Origin of the sequence: Microbacterium sp. Leaf203, assembly GCF_001421275.1 — a bacterium.
GTDB lineage: Bacteria > Actinomycetota > Actinomycetes > Actinomycetales > Microbacteriaceae > Microbacterium > Microbacterium testaceum_A.
The window spans coordinates 127,081-144,077 of sequence record NZ_LMKF01000022.1 but is presented as its reverse complement, the minus strand read 5'-3'; the positions used below and the strand labels follow the sequence as shown (position 1 = coordinate 144,077).

Here is a 16,997-nt window from a genome sequence, read left to right as displayed (position 1 = left end):
CTGTTCGTCCTCGTGCGCATTCGTTCGAACATGTGAAATAACAAGAACACTCACTAACTCACACGTCGTGATCTAAGCGTTACTCGCGCGAATTGACCTCGTCGCGCTGACCGGCGAAGCTGAAGTCGCCGAAAGCGGGATAAACCGCCTCGATCGGGCCACTTGGTCCCTCATTGCCGAGGAAAGCGCACATCGACGTGACGACTCTAGACACACCAAAAATAACACAAACAAACAAAAGCCCACGTCGGGCCAGTCGGCCCGAGCGGCTCGGAAACGGGATGTTCGCCGTGCTGCTGGTGGTGCCGGGTATGGCGCTCATGGCGGTCGTCGTCGCATACCCCCTTGTCTCGGCGCTGGTCACCGCGTTCTTCACGCAGAGCCTCGTGCTGCCCGGGCGCGAGTTCGTCGGCTTCCAGAACATCGTCGACGTGCTGGAGGACGACTTCCTTCGTCTGCTCGGACAGACGCTCGTCTTCACCCTAGGCACGACCATCGCCCCCTTCGTGATCGGCTTCGCCCTCGCGCTCGCGCTGAACACGCAGATCCGTGGATCGAAGGTGTTCCGCGGCCTGATGCTCATCCCCTGGCTCGTGCCCGGCGTCGTGGTGTCGTTCCTGTGGATGTGGATCTTCAACGCCAACTACGGCGTCATGAACGCGATCCTCGAACCGCTCGGGGTCTCACCGCAGGCCTGGCTCGCGCAGCCCGGAACCGCGATGTTCGCCGTGATCGTCGCGAAGACCTGGCAGTCCTTCCCCTGGATGATGGTCATGCTCCTCGCGGGCCTGCAGACCGTGCCGCGAGAGCTGCACGAAGCCGCCGAGATGGACGGCGCGGGAACGGTCCGCCGCTTCTTCTCGATCACCGTCCCGCAGATCGGCGGGATCATCGGCCTGGTGCTGCTGCTGGAGTTCATCTGGAACTTCCAGCACTTCGACATCATCTACGTGCTCACCGGCGGCGGCCCCGCCGGCTCCACCGAGACCTTCGCCACCTCGGTGTACGAGACCGCCTTCCATGGCTTCGACCTCGGCCGCGCCGGCGCGCTCGGCCTGCTGTGGCTCGTCCTGCTGATGGCGCTCGTCGTCGTCTACGTCCGATTCTCCGAGAGGAGTGAGAAGCGATGACCAGCACCGCCCTCCCCACCGTCGCCCCTGCCCCCGAGGCCCCGCCCGTCGTCGTCGACGCTCCCGGGCGTCGCCGCCGACGCCAGAGCTCAGGCCTGCGCTCCGATCGTCCGGGAGTGCGCCTCGCGTCATGGGCCGCGCTGATCGTGTGCGGCGGGTTCGCCCTGCTGCCGGTCTACTGGCTGCTCGCGACCTCGCTCACCCCTCGCGATCAGGTGTTCTCGTACCCGCCGAAGCTGTTCCCCACCGAGATCACCTTCGACGCCTACATCTCGCTGACCTCCAACCCGCAGCTGTTCACCTACCTGCAGAACAGCGTGATCGTCTCCGTCATCACGGCCCTGCTCTCGGTGATCGTGTCGGCCTACATGGGCTACTCGTTCTCGAAGTTCCGCTACCGCGGTCGCCGGCAGCTGATGTACTTCGTGCTGGCTTCGCAGATGTTCCCGCAGGCCCTGTTGCTGGTCACCCTCTACAGCGTGTTCAGCGCCTACGGCCTGCTCAACACCTACACCGCTCTCGTGCTGTCGTTCACGACCTTCACGCTGCCGCTGTGCGTCTGGATGCTGAAGGGCTTCTTCGACACCATCCCCGATGAGCTCATCGAGGCCGCCCGCGTCGACGGCGCCTCGCGGCTGCGCACCATCCACTCGATCGTGCTGCCGCTGGCGGCCCCGGGGCTCGTCGCCGCCGGACTCTTCGCCTTCGTCCGCGGCTGGAACGACTTCATCTTCGCCCTGACGCTCGCCGGTCCCGACAAGCAGACGCTCCCGCCCGGACTCGTCAACACCTACGTCGGCGAGGCGGCCACCGCCTGGCCTGAACTCATGGCGGCATCGCTCGTGGTGTCGCTCCCCGTGGCCGTGGCGTTCATGCTGCTGCAGCGGTACCTGGTCAGCGGTATGACGGCCGGCGCCGTCAAGGGCTGACCCCGACTTCTCTCTCTGCTCGCCCTGTCAAGGAGGACACCTATGTCTACGTCTCTGCCCAACCCGCTCATCACGCGCCGTCGCGCGCTGCAGTTCCTCGGCATCGGTGCCGCGGCCGCAGCGCTCGCCGGATGCGTCCCCACCGGAAGCAGCGGCCCCGCCGCCGGCGCGGCGGGACTGAACGGCGCCGACCCCACCGATTTCGCGTTCGCTTCCTGGTCCCTCACCGAGGAGTCCGCCAAGCCGGCGCTCGAAGGCACGCTCTCGTCGTACGAGAAGGCCAAGGGCGTCGCGGTCAAGCGCACCGCGTTCCCGTACAACGAGTACATCAACCAGCTCATGCTCCAGGTGACCGGCGGGCAGTTCACCGGCGCCGCGCACGTCGACGTCGCGTGGCTCGGCAGTCTCGCGGCCACCGGAAAGCTGCAGGACGTCTCGGCGTTGGCATCCGGCCGCGGATACACTTCGTCGGCTCTGCAGGCGGCCACGTTCGACGGCGTGCAGTACGCCCTGCCGTGGACCATCGGCGCGATCGGCCTGATCGCCAACTCCGAGACCCTCGGCAAGGCAGGCCTGTCGGCCGACGCGTTCCCGACCACGGTCGACGAGTTCGAGAAGGCCCTCGTCTCACTGAAGGGCCTCGGCGGGGGACTCATCCCCTACGCCGCGTCGACCAAGGCCGCGCAGCTGAAGGACATCCTCATCTGGATGCAGACCTTCGGCAGCCCGCTCGTCGACGGCGACACCATCACGATCGGCGACGACGCCAGCGTCGAGGCCGTCACCTGGTACAAGGGCCTCTACGACCAGGGCCTCATCGCCGCCGACGTCGACCGCTTCGACGCCCGCAGCCTGTTCGCCCAGGGACGTGCCGCGATGTACGACGACGCCCCGGTGGGCCGCGGAGCGGTCACCAAGGAGTCGCCGGATGCGAACCTCGCCACCAAACTCGCGCCGGTGTCGCGTCCCGTGCTGAAGAAGGGCGAGACCCCGCGCGCCCTCGTCTGGGGCGGCGCGATCGCGGTCGTCAACGGCACCGGTGCTGCGACCGCGGGCGACTTCGCCCAGTACGCCACGAGCGACCTCGACGCGATCCTCGCCGACTACGCGATGCGCGGTCTGCCGCCCGCGACGACCGAGGCGCTGTCGTCGTCGGAGGTCGCCTCCGACGCTTTCGGCGCCCAGTTCAGCGAGCGCATCACCGCGACAGCGAGCTCGAACCCGCTGTGGAAGTTCACCGCGTACTCGCAGATCGAGTCGGCGATCGCCGATCGCGTGCAGGCCGTCCTGATCGGGTCCGCCTCGCCGAAGGACGCCATGAAGCAGGCCGGTGAGGCCGCGCAGAAGCTGGTCGGTTGACGCGGGGGCGGCGCCTCGCAACCGGGCGCCGCCCCCCCCCGCTCGCCCCGCTCGCAAGCCGGACGCCCCCGCGTCCCCAGGAAGGACACCCGCAGTATGCGTTCACACACGGCCGACTACGACGTGGTCGTCGTCGGTGGTGGGCTCTCCGGAGTCGCCGCCGCCATCGCCGCCGCCCGGCTCGACCGACGCGTCGCCCTCATCAACAACCGACCGGTGCTGGGCGGGAACTCCTCGTCGGAGGTCCGGGTCTGGGTGTGCGGGGCGACCGCGCACGGCAATCAACGCTGGGCCCGCGAGAACGGGATCATCGGTGAGCTGTACCTCGAGAACCAGTACCGCAATCCCGACGGGAACCCCATCCACTGGGACGACGTCGTGCTGGATGCCGTGCGCGCCGAGCCGAACATCTCGCTGTACCTCAACACCGATGTCCGCGACGTGGTCGCCACCGGCCCCGAGGGGGCGCGTCGCATCGAGTCGGTGACGGGGTGGACCATGGGAGCCGAGACCGAGACGCGCTTCGTCGCCCCGGTCTTCCTCGACTGCACCGGTGATGGACTCGTCGGTCACCTCGCCGGGGCGCGGGCGCGGCTCGGCAAGGAATCGCGCGGAGAGTTCGACGAGGACTGGGCGCCGGAAGAGGCCGAGCGCACTTTTCTCGGCTCGACGCTGCTGTTCTACACGAAGGACGTGGGGCACCCGGTGCGCTTCGTCGCCCCCGCCTCGGCGAAGTCGATCCTCGAGACCCCGATCCCGTCATCGCGCATCATCCGCAGCGGTGACAGCGGTGCGCACTATTGGTGGATCGAGTGGGGCGGTGAGCTCGACATCGTCCACGACAACGAGCGCATCCGCGACGAGCTGCGCTCGGTGATTCTGGGCATCTGGGACCACATCAAGAACTCGGGCGAGTTCGACGCCGAGAACCTCGATCTCGAGTGGATCGGCAATGTGCCCGGCAAGCGCGAGTACCGCCGCCTCGTCGGCGACTACACGCTGCACCAGCGCGACGTGATCGAACAGACGCGATTCGACGACGGCGTGGCCTTCGGCGGCTGGTCGATCGACCTGCACCCGAAGGAGGGCATGTACGCGACGGGTGCGGGCGCCGTCCAACGCTTCTCGAACGGAGTCTTCGAGATTCCGTTCCGCTCGCTCTACTCCGCTGACGTCGAGAACCTCCTGATGGCCGGGCGCGACATCTCCGCCACGCACATCGCCTTCGGGGCCGCGCGCGTGATGGCCACCTGCGCGGCGATGGGCGAGGCGGCCGGGACAGCGGCATCCCTCGGCCTCGCCCGTCGAACGACCCCGCGGGGGCTCTACGAGAACCACCGCGAGGAGCTCCGTCAGCTCCTGCTGCGTCAGGACGCCCCGCTGATCGGCGTCGTCGATGCCGATCCGGCGAACCTCGCCCTCTCCGCCCGTGTCTCGGCTTCGGGCGTGCGGGCGGGACTCGGCCCGAGCGACATCGCGGTCGCCCGTCCGCATCCGCTCACCGAAGATGTCGGAGTCGTCGTTCCCGTTCACCCGTGTCTCGACGGATTCGAGGTGCGTGTCGCCGCCGAGCAGGACGTGGACCTCGCGGTCGAGGTGTGGTCGACGGGGCTCGCCCAGAACGTCGTGCCCGAACGCCTCGAGCATGCCGTCACGGTGGCCGTGGCCGCGGGGGATGCAAGGTGGGTGCACGCTCCGGTGCGCTGGGAACCCGAGACTCCGGCGAACGCCGTCATCGTCGTCCGCGCCCAGACCGGGGTCACGCTCTTCGTGACGGACGAGCTGCCCCCCGGCGTTCTCACACTCGTCCACACCTCGGACGCCGAGGATCAGAACGTGCAGGTGAGCCTCGACGAGCTGCTGGTGCAGTGGCCGACGAAGCCGCTGCGGGGGCGGTCGGTCCAGTTCCGCGTTCCCACCGCATCGGAGGCGTTGGCACCGGAACGCGCGGTCGGTGGATACCAGCGCCCCTTCGGCGGACCGAACCTGTGGGCCTCGGCACCGTTGACCGAGGCAGAGGCGTGGCTGCGGCTCGATTGGGACCGGCCCGTCGTCGCGCGCGAGATCGTGCTGGTCTTCGACGACGACCCCGACATCGAGCTGAACACCCTTCACCATCACCGCGATCCGCACCTCGTGATGCCCTCGCTCGTCGACACGTACCGGGTCGAGATCCAGGTGGCCGGGTCCGAGGAGTGGACCGAGGTCGCGACCGTGGCGGACAACCGTCGCCGCCGGCGCAGCCACCCGCTTCCTCCCGGAATGGGCGCGATCGACGCCGCCCGCGTGGTCGTGACGGCGACCCACGGCGCTCCGGAGGCCCGCATCGTGGCCTTCCGTGTCCAGGAGTGACATGCCGCGCGATACCGTAGCCCCCAGAACAGACCGCTCGGCGGTGCGCGCGAGCGCCGCCCGGTCCTCGACGAGGAGTCCCGCCATGACCGACACGCCTTCGGCCACGCGGCGGATCTCGCCGCTCTCGCGCCGACAGCGCACCGGGATCATCGCGCTCGCCGTGCCCAATCTCGAGGAGCCCTACTTCGCCGAGCTCACGACCCTGCTGGCGCGCGGGGCCGAGGCGCGCGGGTTGTCGATCCTCATCCAGCAGACCGAGGGCGACCATCAGCGGGAGATCGACGTCGCGAACGGGGTGGGGCTCCCCGAGACCGACGGCCTCATCCACATCCCGCGTTCTCTGACGGTCGGGGACCTCACCCGGCGTACGGATCCGGGACCGCTCGTGCTCCTCGGTGAGCACATCGCGGTCAGCCCTTTCACGCACGTCTCGATCGACAACCGCCGCACGGCTGACCTGGCGACCGCGCATCTCGCCGACGCCGGGTGCCGCCGGGTCGCGTTCCTCGGACCTCGCGTGTCACGCCCCTCGGATGCCGCCGACCAGCGTTTCGCCGGGTACCGCGACGCCGTGTCGCGCCTGGGCCTGGCCGACGACCCGGAGCTCATCGTCTCGGTCGATGCGTTCACCTCCGAAGAGGGCGCGGCGGCGCTGGGCCGACTTCACTCCTCGGGCGTCGCATACGACGGTGTGGTGTGCTCCAACGACTCCGTCGCTTTCGGCGTGCTCGCGGCTCTGCACGAGCGCGGGCGGGCGGTGCCGAGCGACGTCGCGGTGATCGGCATCGACAACGTGCACGCCGCGCAGTTCTCGGTCCCTGCGCTCTCGTCGGTGGCGCCCGACGATCACGGGATCGTCGAAGCGGCGTTCACCGAGCTCGAGCGTCAGATGGCGGCTCGGCCCGGCGCGGACGTTCCGGTGCGACACATCGTGGTGGATGCCACGGTGATCGCGCGAGCGAGTACCGCGCGGTGAGCCCGGCTCTCGCCGTCCGTTCCCCGCGCGGGGGCGGGCGGGTCTCAGTCGTCGCCGTGGGCGGCCACCCACAGCTCGGTGACGTGCGCGCGCAGCGTCTCTTCGGCGTCGGGCGCGAGTCCCTCGTCGGTGACCACCAGGTCGACCTCGTGCAGATCCACGATGGTGGTGAGTCCCACGGCTCCCCATTTCGTGTGGTCGGCGAGGACGACCGCTCGGCCCCCCGCCGCGACGAGGGCGCGGTTGGTCTCGGCCTCGAGCAGGTTCGAGGTCGTCAGCCCCGCTGTGAGGTCCAGGCCGCGCACACCGAGGAAGACGATGTCGCAGTGCAGATGCTCGAGGGACGCGACGGCGACCGGACCGACCAGTGCGTCGGCGGGAGTGCGGACGCCGCCGGTGAGCACCACCGTCTGCGTGTAGGGCTCGTCCGCTCTGTCGGGGCGGGCGAACACGTCGGCGACGGGCAGGGAGTTCGTCACGATCGTCAGGTCGTCGATGCCGCGGAGCTCGCGCGCGAGAGCCCACGTCGTGGAGCCTCCGCTCAGTCCCACCGACATGCCCGGCTCGACGAGCTCGGCCGCGCGGCGGGCGATGGCCCTCTTGCCGTCTCCGTTGCGGCGGGACTGCGTGGCGAAGTCACGGGATGCCGCGACTCCGGGCTGCGGCGTGCGAGCGCCCCCGCGCACCTTATCGACGCGGCCATCGGCCGCCAGCACGTCGAGATCGCGCCGAATGGTCATCTCGCTGACCCCGAGGGTCTCGGCCAGATCGGGGACCGCGGCGGCTCCCTGTCGGCGAACCTCGGCCAGGAGGCGGGATCGGCGTTCGGCGGCGAGCACGATCGCTCCTCTCGTTCGGGCCTCCAGTCTTCCACGGCGGCCCGCTCGTGAACGGCGTCATCGCCGATCCCGCGGGGGAGGGCGATTACGGCTTCGAGCTGCCGGCCCTTCGCGCGGTGCCCCCGGTCGCTCCGCCCGTCGGTTTCGCCGAGCGCTGGGAAGCCTGGGCGGCGGCGGCAGCCGAGGTCGACCCCGATCCGAGGATGACACCCCTCGGGCGCGCGGACGGGCGGTCGCTCTTCCTCGTCGACCACACCGTCGCCGACGGTCTGCGCGTTCGCGGGTGGTTCGCGACGGCGGTGGGCGGAATGCCGCCGCGGGTGGGGATCGTCCACGGTCACGGCTACGGCGGGCGCGAGGCTCCCGACTTCGATCGCGTCCCGGACGATGCAGCGGTCTTCTTCCCCGTCGCGAGAGGACAGGGGTCGCTCAACGCCGGGCTCGGCGCACCCACGCCCGCCGACGGGCACGTGCTCCACGGCATCCACTCGATCGACGAGTACGTTCTCGGCCGATGCGCCGTCGATCTCTGGCATGCCGGGTCGGCGCTGAGAGCTCTGGTGGGACCGATCCCGCTGTACTACGTGGGCGAGAGCTTCGGCGGCGGGATCGGGGCGCTCGCTCTTCCGTGGGATGACCGTTTCGCGGGGGCGACGCTCATCGTGCCGAGTTTCGGCCAGTACGACCTGCGCCTGCGCCTGCCGTGCGAAGGCAGCGGCGAGCGTGTGCGGGCTCACGTCGGAGCCCACCCTGCGGCGCGCGAGGTCCTGCGCTTCTTCGATGCGTCCACGGCGGCGACGTTCGTCCGCGTGCCGGTGCGCGTGGAATGCGCCTTACGCGACCGTCACGTTCCCCCGCCCGGGCAGTTCGCCGTCGCCAACGCGATCGACGAGGCGACGGGTGCCGAACTGGAGCTCGACGTGCAGCCCTACGGCCACCGCGAGTACCGCGGACTCGACGCCGTCCGCTCGCGGGCATTCGCCGCGACCCACGCGCACATCGACCGGGTGCTCTCGCGAGCGTCCGCGGAGAAGGAGAACCCGTGACCCAGTTCGACCTGCCGCTCGCCGACCTCGAGGCCTTCCGCCCGCCGCGAGAGGAGCCCGCCGACTTCGACGCCTTCTGGGCCGAGACGCTCGGCGAGGCAAGGGCGGCGTCGTGGACCGCGCGCTTCACCCCGCTCGACACCGACGACACCGGTGTGACCGGCGTCGAGGTCGACGATGTCGTCTTCGCGGGCTTCGGGGGGCACGAGGTGCGCGCGTGGCTCCTGCGCCCGCGCGGAGCTTCGGGGCCTCTGCCGTGCGTCGTGCAGTACATCGGCTACAACTCCGGTCGCGGCCTCGCCCACCAGCACACGCTGCTGCCCTCCGCGGGGTTCGCTGTGATGGTCATGGACACGCGGGGGCAGAGCAGCGGCGCGCTGCCCGGGGCGACCTCCGACCCCGTGGGCGGAGCGCCGCATGTCGCCGGTCGCGTGACCGAGGGGCTCGACGATCCTTCCCGCTCCTACTACCGCCGTGTCTTCTGCGATGCGGTGCTCGCGATCGATGCGGTCCGCTCGCACCCGGCGATCGACGCGACACGTGTCAGCGTGTGGGGCGGGAGCCAGGGCGGGGGCATCGCGCTCGCCGCAGCGGCGTTGAGCGAGGGACTCCGGTTCGCCGCGATCGACTTCCCGTTCCTCAGCGCGATGCGTCGGGCGGTCGCCATCACCGACGCCGCGCCCTTCAGCGAGATCATCGCGTACCTGCAGACTCGGCGCGGCGAGGAAGAGGCGGTGTTCCGCTCTCTCTCGTACCTCGACGGCGTCAACTTCGCCGCGCGAGCGAGGGTTCCCGCCCTCTTCTCGGTGGGCCTGCGCGATGCCGTGTGCCCTCCGTCGACCGTCTTTGCGGCGTACAACCATTACGTGGGCGAGAAGAGCATTCGCGTCTACCCGTGGAACGGACACGAAGGAGGCGGCCCGGTGCACCAGCTCGAGGTGCTGCGGGCTCTCGCCGCGCGCGGCTGAGCGGGGCGTCCTTCCCTCTCGTCGAGCCGTCGACGAATATTGCTCCTCATTCAGACATCTTTTGGTTGCCTTACCGCAAAAGCCGCACTACTGTCGGAAGGACCAGGACACCTCGACGACGAGTCCCCCACCACCCCGGGTCGCCCTCCATCCCCCTCGGAGCGCCCCTCTCGAACGGCTCCGCCCCCACGGAGTCGTGCCGTCGTGCGTACCCGGTATTCGACGTCCCTCAACGAAGAACGGACCCCCGCGTGAACACTTCGGACACCCGCCGCACCGCCGACGTCGGCGCCTGGTTCATCGGCGCTCGCGGCTCGCTCGCGACCACGGCCACCCTCGGCATGCACGCCCTCGCCCTGGGCGTCGCGACGCCCGTCGGCCTCACGACCGAGACCGACGCGGTGCGCGTCGACGAGTTCCCCGCGATCGCCGACATCGTCGTCGGCGGACACGACATCTCGTCGACCCCGCTCGAGGAACGCGCGCGTCAGCTCGCCGCCGGCGGGATGTTCCCCGTGGCCCTCGTCGACGCGGTGGCCGAGCGGCTGCGCGAGACCGAGCAGAACCTCCGCCCCGTCCCCACGATGACGGCGACCCAGCAGGACGAGATCGACCTGCTCGCGGCCGACATCGCCGACTTCCGCGACCGTCACGACCTGCGCGAGGTCGTCGTCATCGACGTCTCGTCCACCGAGCCCCTTCCCCCGTACCACCCCGGATTCGAAGACGACGCCCTCCTGCAGGCGGCCCTGACGACCCCGGGTGTGCGGGTCCTTCCGCCCAGCTCGCGCGCCGCCCTCGCCGCCATCGCGGCCGGAGCCGCCTACGCCGCCTTCACCCCCTCGGCATCCCTCAACCTCCCCGTCCTGCGCGAGCGCGCCGAACGCGCGGGCATCGCGTACGCGGGGCAGGACGGCAAGACCGGCGAGACGCTGCTGCGGACGGTGCTGGCGCCGATGTTCGCCGCCCGCGGGTTCCGGGTGCAGTCCTGGGCCGGCACCAACCTCCTCGGCGGCGGCGACGGCGCGACCCTGGCCGACCCCGAGGCCGTCCGCTCCAAGCTGGTGTCGAAGAACCGCGGTCTGCACGCTCTCGTCGGCGACGACGTCGTCACTCCGCTGCACATCGACAACGTGCCCGACCTCGGCGACGTGAAGACCGCGTGGGACCACGTCAGCGCGACAGGGTTCCTCGGCAGCCGCGTCACGCTGCAGACCACGTGGAGCGCCTACGACTCCGCTCTCGCGGCGCCCCTGGTCATCGACCTCGTCCGAGCGCTGTCTCTCGCGACCCGCGCGGGCCACGCGGGGGTCGTCACCGCCCTCGGCTGCTTCTTCAAGGATCCGTGGGGGAGCGACGTCCACGGCTTCGGCGAGCAGACCGCCCAGTTCGTCTCGTGGGTGCACGAGACCGCAGCCGCCGTCGCGGCAGCCCGGGTCGCCGCACCGTGACGCGGGTCGCGGACTACCTCGACCTCGTCCGCGCCCCCGCCTCGCTCACCGTCCTCGGCGACGCTCTCGTCGGGGCGTTGAGCGCGCGCGGGCCGGGCGGCGACGGTCCCCTGCGCGGGGGCGCGCTCGCGGCCGCGTCCGTCTGCCTGTACAGCGCCGGGATGGCGCTGAACGACTGGGCGGATGCCGACCTCGATGCGCTGGAGCGCCCCGAGCGCCCCATCCCCTCGGGGCGGATCAGCCGCGACCGCGCGCTCGCGGTGGGCATGGGTCTCACCGCCCTCGGGGTGGGCGCGGCGTTCGCGGCCGGTCGCCGCTCGGGTCTGGTGTCGGTCGCGCTCGCCGGAGCGCTGTGGGCCTACGACACCGTGTTCAAGCCGACGGCGGCCGGTCCGGTCGTCATGGCCGTCTGCCGCGGGCTCGACGTGATGATGGGTGCGGCCGGGCCGGGGTGGCGCTCGGCCCTGGTCCCCGCGGGTGCGGTCGCCGCCCACACGGTCGCCGTCACCGCGATCTCGCGGGGCGAGGTCGACGGGTCGACGGCGAGCACCGGTCGCGTCGCCGTGGGCACGAGCGTCGCCGTGGCGGCATCCGGTCTCCTCGGACGCTCGAACCGCTCCGCCGCCGTGCTCGGGGGAGCGCGCTACCTCGCCGCGGTCCTGCCCGGCCAGTTCGCGGTCGCTCGTGATCCCGGGGCGGCTCGGGCACGGGACGCCACCCGGGCGGGCATCCGCGCCGTCGTGCCCCTGCAGTCCGCCCTCGCCGCCCGGGCGGGCTCACCGCTGGCGACCGCGGCCCTGCTGGGCATCGAGATTCTCGGCCGCGTACTCGGCCGCCGCCGTTCGACGGGAGACATCACATGAGCTGGACCTGGGGATACGGCACCAACGGCTTCACCGACCACCCGCTGCCCTCCGCCCTCGACGTGCTGCAGCATCACGGGTACGGCGCCGTCGCCCTGACCCTCGGTCACCCCCACCTCGACCCCTTCGCCCCCGACTGGCGCGAACAGAGCGAGGCGCTCGCCGCGGACCTCCGCCGCCGGGGACTGCGGGTGGTCGTCGAGACGGGCGCACGCTACCTGCTCGACCCCCTGCGCAAGCACCGGCCGACCCTCGTCGACCGCGACGCCGCGTCGCGCATGGCCTTCCTGCGGCGGGCGGTAGAGATCGCCGCGATCCTGGATGCCGAGTGCGTCTCGCTGTGGAGCGGGGTCGTGCCCGACGACGTCTCCACCGATCAGGCGCGCGTGCTCCTCGAGGAACGTCTCGTCGAGCTCGCCGCGTTCGCCGCCGACGCCGGCGTCACCCTCGCTCTCGAGCCCGAGCCGGGGATGCTGGTCGAGACCGTGGCCGACGCCCTCGCGCTCCGCGCCCGGCTCGGCCACCCCGCGAACCTCGGCCTCACGGTCGACCTCGGTCACTGTGTGGTGGTCGAGCCCGACGGGGTGGTGGGTGCTCTGCGAGCGGCGGGCCCCCTGCTGCGCAACGTGCAGGCCGACGATATGCTCCCCACCGCGCACGAGCACCTTCCGTTCGGGGAGGGCGAGCTCGACCTGGATGCCGCCCTCTCGACGCTGCGCGAAATCGACTACCGCGGCGTGATCGCGGTGGAGTTGCCGCGGCACGCGCACGCGGCCCCCGAGCTCGCGGCGTCGAGCATGGCGGCGCTGGTCGCGGCGGGGGAGCGCTCGGTCATCGCCCCGACGCGGAGCGCGGTCGAAACCTCGTCCTCCGGGGACGGTCGGCCCCTCCACCCCTGGACCGCCCTCGCCGTCGAGCAGGTGCGCGCGGATGCCGCCCGCGCCGCGCGCCTGTTCGCCGCGGCGGGTCGCGAGGTGGGGCGGGACCCCCTCTCGGCCGCGCCGTTCGGCCCCACCGCCGACGATGTCGCCCGCGCCGCCCTCATCGCGGCCCTGGCCGACAGCGGAGCCGACCCGGCCGTGGCGGTCGCGCTGTATCGCCGCGGCGACGACGCCGAGCGCCGCGGGGTGCTGCGCGGCCTCGACGCGATCATCGCGCCCACCGCCGCCTGGCGTGAGGCCGGTCTGGAGCTCGTCGCGGACGCCCTCCGCGCCAATGACACGCGACTGGTCGCCGCCGCCCTCGGGCGCTTCGCCGCCGACCACCTCGACGACCACGCGTGGCGTCACGGCGTGCTGAAGTGCGTGTTCCTCGGCATCCCCCTTTCGGTCGTCGTCGCCCTCGACGCCCGCGCCGACGACGAGCTCGCCGCGATGGCGGAGCGCTTTGCCGCCGAGCGTCGTGCCGCCGGCCGTTCCGTGCCCGACGACCTCTCCTTCCTCCGTGCTCGCGAAAGGGCCTGACATGCGCATCTTCGACCCCCACATCCACATGTCCGCCCGCACGACCGACGACTACGAGGCGATGTACGACGCGGGCGTGCGCGCCCTGGTGGAGCCGGCGTTCTGGCTCGGCCAGCCGCGCACGAGCGTGGGGTCGTTCCTCGACTACTTCGACGCGCTGATCGGGTGGGAGAGGTTCCGTGCGGCGCAGTTCGGCATCCGCCACCACTGCACGATCGCGCTCAACCCGAAAGAGGCGAACGACGCGCGCTGCCGCGAGGTCATGGCCGAGCTGCCGACGTACCTCGCCAAGGACGGGGTCGTCGCGGTCGGTGAGACCGGCTACGACTCGATGACCCCCGAAGAAGACGAGATCCTGCGCCAGCACCTCGCGCTCGGCATCGAGTTCGACCTCCCCGTACTCGTCCACACTCCGCACCGCGACAAGACCGTGGGCACCCGGCGCACGCTCGACGTGGTGGCCGAGTCCGGCATCGCGATGGAGCGCGTGCTCGTGGACCACCTCAACGAGACCTGCGTCGACGCGGTCGCCGACAGCGGCGCCTGGATGGGCTTCTCGATCTACCCCGACACCAAGATGGACGAGCAGCGCGTCGTCGCCATCATGCAGCGCATCGGGCTCGACCGCGTCATCGTGAACTCCGCGGCCGACTGGGGCCGCTCCGACCCGCTCAAGACGGCGAAGGCGGGTCTGGCGATGCTCGACGCCGGGTTCAGCGACGACGACGTCGACCGGATCCTGTGGCGCAACCCGCGCGACTTCTACGCGCAGAGCGGGCGCGTGAACACCGACCCGATCGACGGCTTCGCTCCCGCGAGCCAGGGGCCCGAGCTGTTCGCCGGCAACTCCGTGCTGCGCGGTATGGCATCGCGCCAGGGGGCGTGAGGGTGGAGCTGTCGTACTGCACGAACGTCCACCCCGCCGAAGACCTGCCCGGCATCGTCCGCCAGCTCGACGAGCACGCGGGCCCCGTCCGGCGGGCGGCGGGCCTCGAGCGGCTCGGCGTCGGACTGTGGATGCCGGTGGGCGTGGCATCCCTCCTCTCCGACGACCCGCGGGCCCGCGGTGTCCTCGCCGACGCCCTCGCGCGAAACGGGCTGGAGCTGCGCACGGTCAACGCCTTCCCGTACCGCGGGTTCCACGACGACGTCGTGAAGCTCGCGGTGTACCGCCCCGACTGGACCACGCGCGAGCGCCTGGAGTACACGCTCGACTGCGCGCGCGCCCTCGCGGCGCTTCTTCCCGCCGGGGCCGAGGGCAGCATCTCGACGCTCCCGCTGGGATGGAGGGAGGGGTGGGATGCCGCGGCCGACCGCGCCGCGGAGGAGCACCTCGCCGGACTCGTCGAGGGCCTCGCCGCGCTCGAGCGCGAGACGGGACGCATCGTCCGCGTGGCGATCGAACCCGAGCCGGGCTGCATCCTCGACGACGTCGCCGACGTAGTGGCCTGGCTCGGCGCCCGCCCGCACCTGACCGCCGGGGGCCGACTCGGGCTGTGTCTGGACACCTGCCACCTCGCCGTATCGTTCGCCGACCCCGCCGGAGCGGTCGCCGCGGCCGCCGCCGCCGGTATCCGCATCGTGAAAGTGCAGGCCTCGGTCGCCCTCGAGGTGCCCGACCCCGCCGACCCCCGCACGGCGGACGCCCTCCGCCCCTTCGCCGAGGAACGCTACGTCCACCAGGTGCGCGAGGCCGGGGGTCGACGCTCCGCCGATGACCTCCCCGAGGTGCTCTACGCCGCCGCGCCGTGGCCGACCGACCGCGCCTGGCGCGTGCACGTCCACATCCCCCTGCACGCGCGTCCCGCAGCCCCCCTCCGCGCCACGACCGAGGTGCTGCTCGCCGCGGTCGACGCGGTTCTCGAGACCCCCGGTGGCGGTGACGCCCACCTCGACATCGAGACCTACACCTGGTCGGTGCTGCCCGACGAACTGCAGCCCGAAACGCTCGTCGGCGGGATCGCGGCCGAACTGCGCTGGGCGCACGCGCACCTGCCGCGCGCTGTCGCCGGGGTGCCGGCATCCCGAATCGACGAAAGGAGCCTGGTATGAGCAAGGTCCTGCTGCTGGACATCGTGGGGCTCACCCCGCGCGCGCTCGCCGCGATGCCCCGACTCACCGCGCTCGGCCGCGCCGGCGGGCAGCTGGGGCTCGACACGATCCTCCCGGCCGTCACGTGCAGCGTGCAGTCGACCATGCTCACCGGCACGATGCCGCGCGAGCACGGGATCGTCGGCAACGGTTGGCACTTCCACGGCCTCGGCGACCCTCTCCTGTGGCGCCAGCACAACAAGCTCGTCGCCGGAGAGAAGGTGTGGGAGACCGCGCGGCGCTCGCGCCCCGAGCTGACCACGGCCAACCTCGGCTGGTGGTTCGCGATGGGGGCGACGACCGACATCACCGTGACCCCGCGCCCGATCTACCACGCCGACGGGCGCAAGAGCCCCGACGCGTACGTCCGCCCCGCGGCCCTGCACGACCAGCTGGTCGGGGCGCTGGGCGAGTTCCCCCTGTTCCAGTACTGGGGCCCGACCGCGACGATCCAGAGCAGCGCGTGGCTCGCCGAGGCGACGCGCGGCGTCATCACCGAGCGGTGGGGTCCGGCGCCCGACCTGGCGATGGCGTACCTGCCGCACCTCGACTACGACCTTCAACGCTTCGGCCCGAACGGCCCCGAAGCCGAGCGCGCGGCGCGCGAGCTCGACGACGCGATCGCGCCCCTGCTGACCGATGCGCTCGACCGCGGGTACAGCGTCGTCGCGGTGTCGGAGTACGGCATCGAACAGGCATCGCGCCCCGTCGACGTCAACCGCGCCCTGCGCCGCGAGGGACTGCTCGAGGTGTACGTGCAGGACGGCCGCGAACAACTCGACCCGTGGACCTCGCGCGCGTTCGCCGTGGCCGACCATCAGGTCGCTCACGTGTACGTTCCGGATGCCGCCGACCTCCCCCGCGTGACGGCGCTGCTGCGCGGACTCGAGGGTGTCGACGAGGTTCTCGACCGCGACGCGCAGGCGCGGTACGGCCTGGACCACGAGCGCTCCGGCGAACTGGTGGTGGTGGCCGAGCCCGGCGCCTGGTTCACCTACTACTTCTGGCTCGACGACGAGCGCGCCCCGGAGTACGCCCGGGGCGTCGACATCCACCGCAAGCCCGGATACGACCCCGCCGAGCTGTTCTTCGACCCCGCTGACCGTTTCGCCAAGGCCAAGGCCGGCGCGAACCTCGTGAAGAAGAAGCTGGGCCTGCGCTACGCGATGAGCACGGTGCCGCTCGACCCCTCGTGCGTCCGCGGGACGCACGGCCGCCTGTCGTCGACGCGGCGCGACGGACCGATGCTCGTCTCGAGCGACGCAGGCCTGCTGCCCGACGCCGAGTCGCTGCCCGCCGCGGGCGTCCGCGACCTGGTGCTGCGCGGCCTGGGGGTCTGACCCGGCGGGACACAACGCAGGAGTCTCGGACTCGAGCCCCGTCCCGCGCCCGCCAGAGGCGGTGTCGCCGGGGCGGATCTCCTGCGTCGTGGCCGCTGGCCCGCGGTGGAGGACGCTCGGGCCGCCGTAGCTCGGAGCTCGGCCAGGGCGACCCCGCATCGCGGCTGCGGGCACAACGCAGGAGTCT

General features: G+C 71.5%; 14 protein-coding genes. 13 read left to right on the top strand and 1 reads right to left on the bottom strand.

The genetic code is table 11. The features are described from left to right. The first annotated feature begins 281 nt into the window (after positions 1 to 281). The 5 genes from ASE56_RS01925 (at position 282) to ASE56_RS01905 (ending at position 6,749) form a co-directional block, all read left to right on the top strand. On the top strand, positions 282 to 1,130 hold the full coding sequence (locus tag ASE56_RS01925; RefSeq protein WP_200914108.1) for a carbohydrate ABC transporter permease: 849 nt from the start codon (positions 282 to 284) through the stop codon (positions 1,128 to 1,130). After that, entirely contained in the window at positions 1,127 to 2,059 is a 933-nt protein-coding gene (locus ASE56_RS01920; RefSeq protein ID WP_056224438.1) for a carbohydrate ABC transporter permease, read from the top strand. Before ASE56_RS01925 ends, ASE56_RS01920 begins: the two co-directional genes overlap by 4 nt. Positions 2,060 to 2,101: 42 nt before the next feature. Further along, on the top strand, positions 2,102 to 3,418 hold the full coding sequence (locus tag ASE56_RS01915; RefSeq protein WP_056224435.1) for an extracellular solute-binding protein: 1,317 nt from the start codon (positions 2,102 to 2,104) through the stop codon (positions 3,416 to 3,418). A 96-nt stretch (positions 3,419 to 3,514) separates the two neighbouring features. Beyond that, on the top strand, positions 3,515 to 5,770 hold the full coding sequence (locus tag ASE56_RS01910; RefSeq protein WP_056224432.1) for an FAD-dependent oxidoreductase: 2,256 nt from the start codon (positions 3,515 to 3,517) through the stop codon (positions 5,768 to 5,770). Between the two features lie 85 nt (positions 5,771 to 5,855). Next, on the top strand, positions 5,856 to 6,749 hold the full coding sequence (locus ASE56_RS01905; protein ID WP_056224430.1) for a LacI family DNA-binding transcriptional regulator: 894 nt from the start codon (positions 5,856 to 5,858) through the stop codon (positions 6,747 to 6,749). A 44-nt stretch (positions 6,750 to 6,793) separates the two neighbouring features. Here ASE56_RS01905 and ASE56_RS01900 read toward each other — a convergent pair whose 3' ends face one another. Continuing rightward, positions 6,794 to 7,588, bottom strand: coding sequence for a DeoR/GlpR family DNA-binding transcription regulator (locus ASE56_RS01900; protein ID WP_056224428.1), 795 nt, complete (start codon positions 7,586 to 7,588; stop codon positions 6,794 to 6,796). A 47-nt stretch (positions 7,589 to 7,635) separates the two neighbouring features. Here ASE56_RS01900 and ASE56_RS01895 point away from each other — a divergent pair, with 47 nt between their 5' ends. The 8 genes from ASE56_RS01895 (at position 7,636) to ASE56_RS01860 (ending at position 16,810) form a co-directional block, all read left to right on the top strand. Continuing rightward, the gene (locus tag ASE56_RS01895) at positions 7,636 to 8,634 is read left to right on the top strand and encodes an acetylxylan esterase (RefSeq protein WP_056224426.1); all 999 of its coding nucleotides are present in this window, start codon (positions 7,636 to 7,638) and stop codon (positions 8,632 to 8,634) included. Further along, positions 8,631 to 9,602, top strand: coding sequence for an acetylxylan esterase (locus ASE56_RS01890; RefSeq protein WP_056224424.1), 972 nt, complete (start codon positions 8,631 to 8,633; stop codon positions 9,600 to 9,602). Before ASE56_RS01895 ends, ASE56_RS01890 begins: the two co-directional genes overlap by 4 nt. A gap of 251 nt (positions 9,603 to 9,853) precedes the next feature. Further along, positions 9,854 to 11,053, top strand: a complete 1,200-nt coding sequence (locus tag ASE56_RS01885; RefSeq protein WP_056224421.1) for an inositol-3-phosphate synthase — start codon at positions 9,854 to 9,856, stop codon at positions 11,051 to 11,053. Then, positions 11,050 to 11,916, top strand: coding sequence for an SCO3242 family prenyltransferase (locus ASE56_RS01880; protein WP_056228026.1), 867 nt, complete (start codon positions 11,050 to 11,052; stop codon positions 11,914 to 11,916). Before ASE56_RS01885 ends, ASE56_RS01880 begins: the two co-directional genes overlap by 4 nt. Further along, entirely contained in the window at positions 11,913 to 13,379 is a 1,467-nt protein-coding gene (locus ASE56_RS01875; RefSeq protein ID WP_056224419.1) for an EboA domain-containing protein, read from the top strand. The genes ASE56_RS01880 and ASE56_RS01875 overlap by 4 nt, the downstream gene beginning before the upstream one ends. 1 nt (position 13,380) lies before the next feature. Continuing rightward, entirely contained in the window at positions 13,381 to 14,265 is an 885-nt protein-coding gene (locus tag ASE56_RS01870) for a TatD family hydrolase (protein ID WP_056224418.1), read from the top strand. Continuing rightward, entirely contained in the window at positions 14,262 to 15,431 is a 1,170-nt protein-coding gene (gene eboE / locus ASE56_RS01865) for a metabolite traffic protein EboE (protein ID WP_235556904.1), read from the top strand. Before ASE56_RS01870 ends, eboE begins: the two co-directional genes overlap by 4 nt. After that, on the top strand, positions 15,428 to 16,810 hold the full coding sequence (locus tag ASE56_RS01860) for a nucleotide pyrophosphatase/phosphodiesterase family protein (protein WP_056224416.1): 1,383 nt from the start codon (positions 15,428 to 15,430) through the stop codon (positions 16,808 to 16,810). Before eboE ends, ASE56_RS01860 begins: the two co-directional genes overlap by 4 nt. Positions 16,811 to 16,997: the final 187 nt, after the last annotated feature.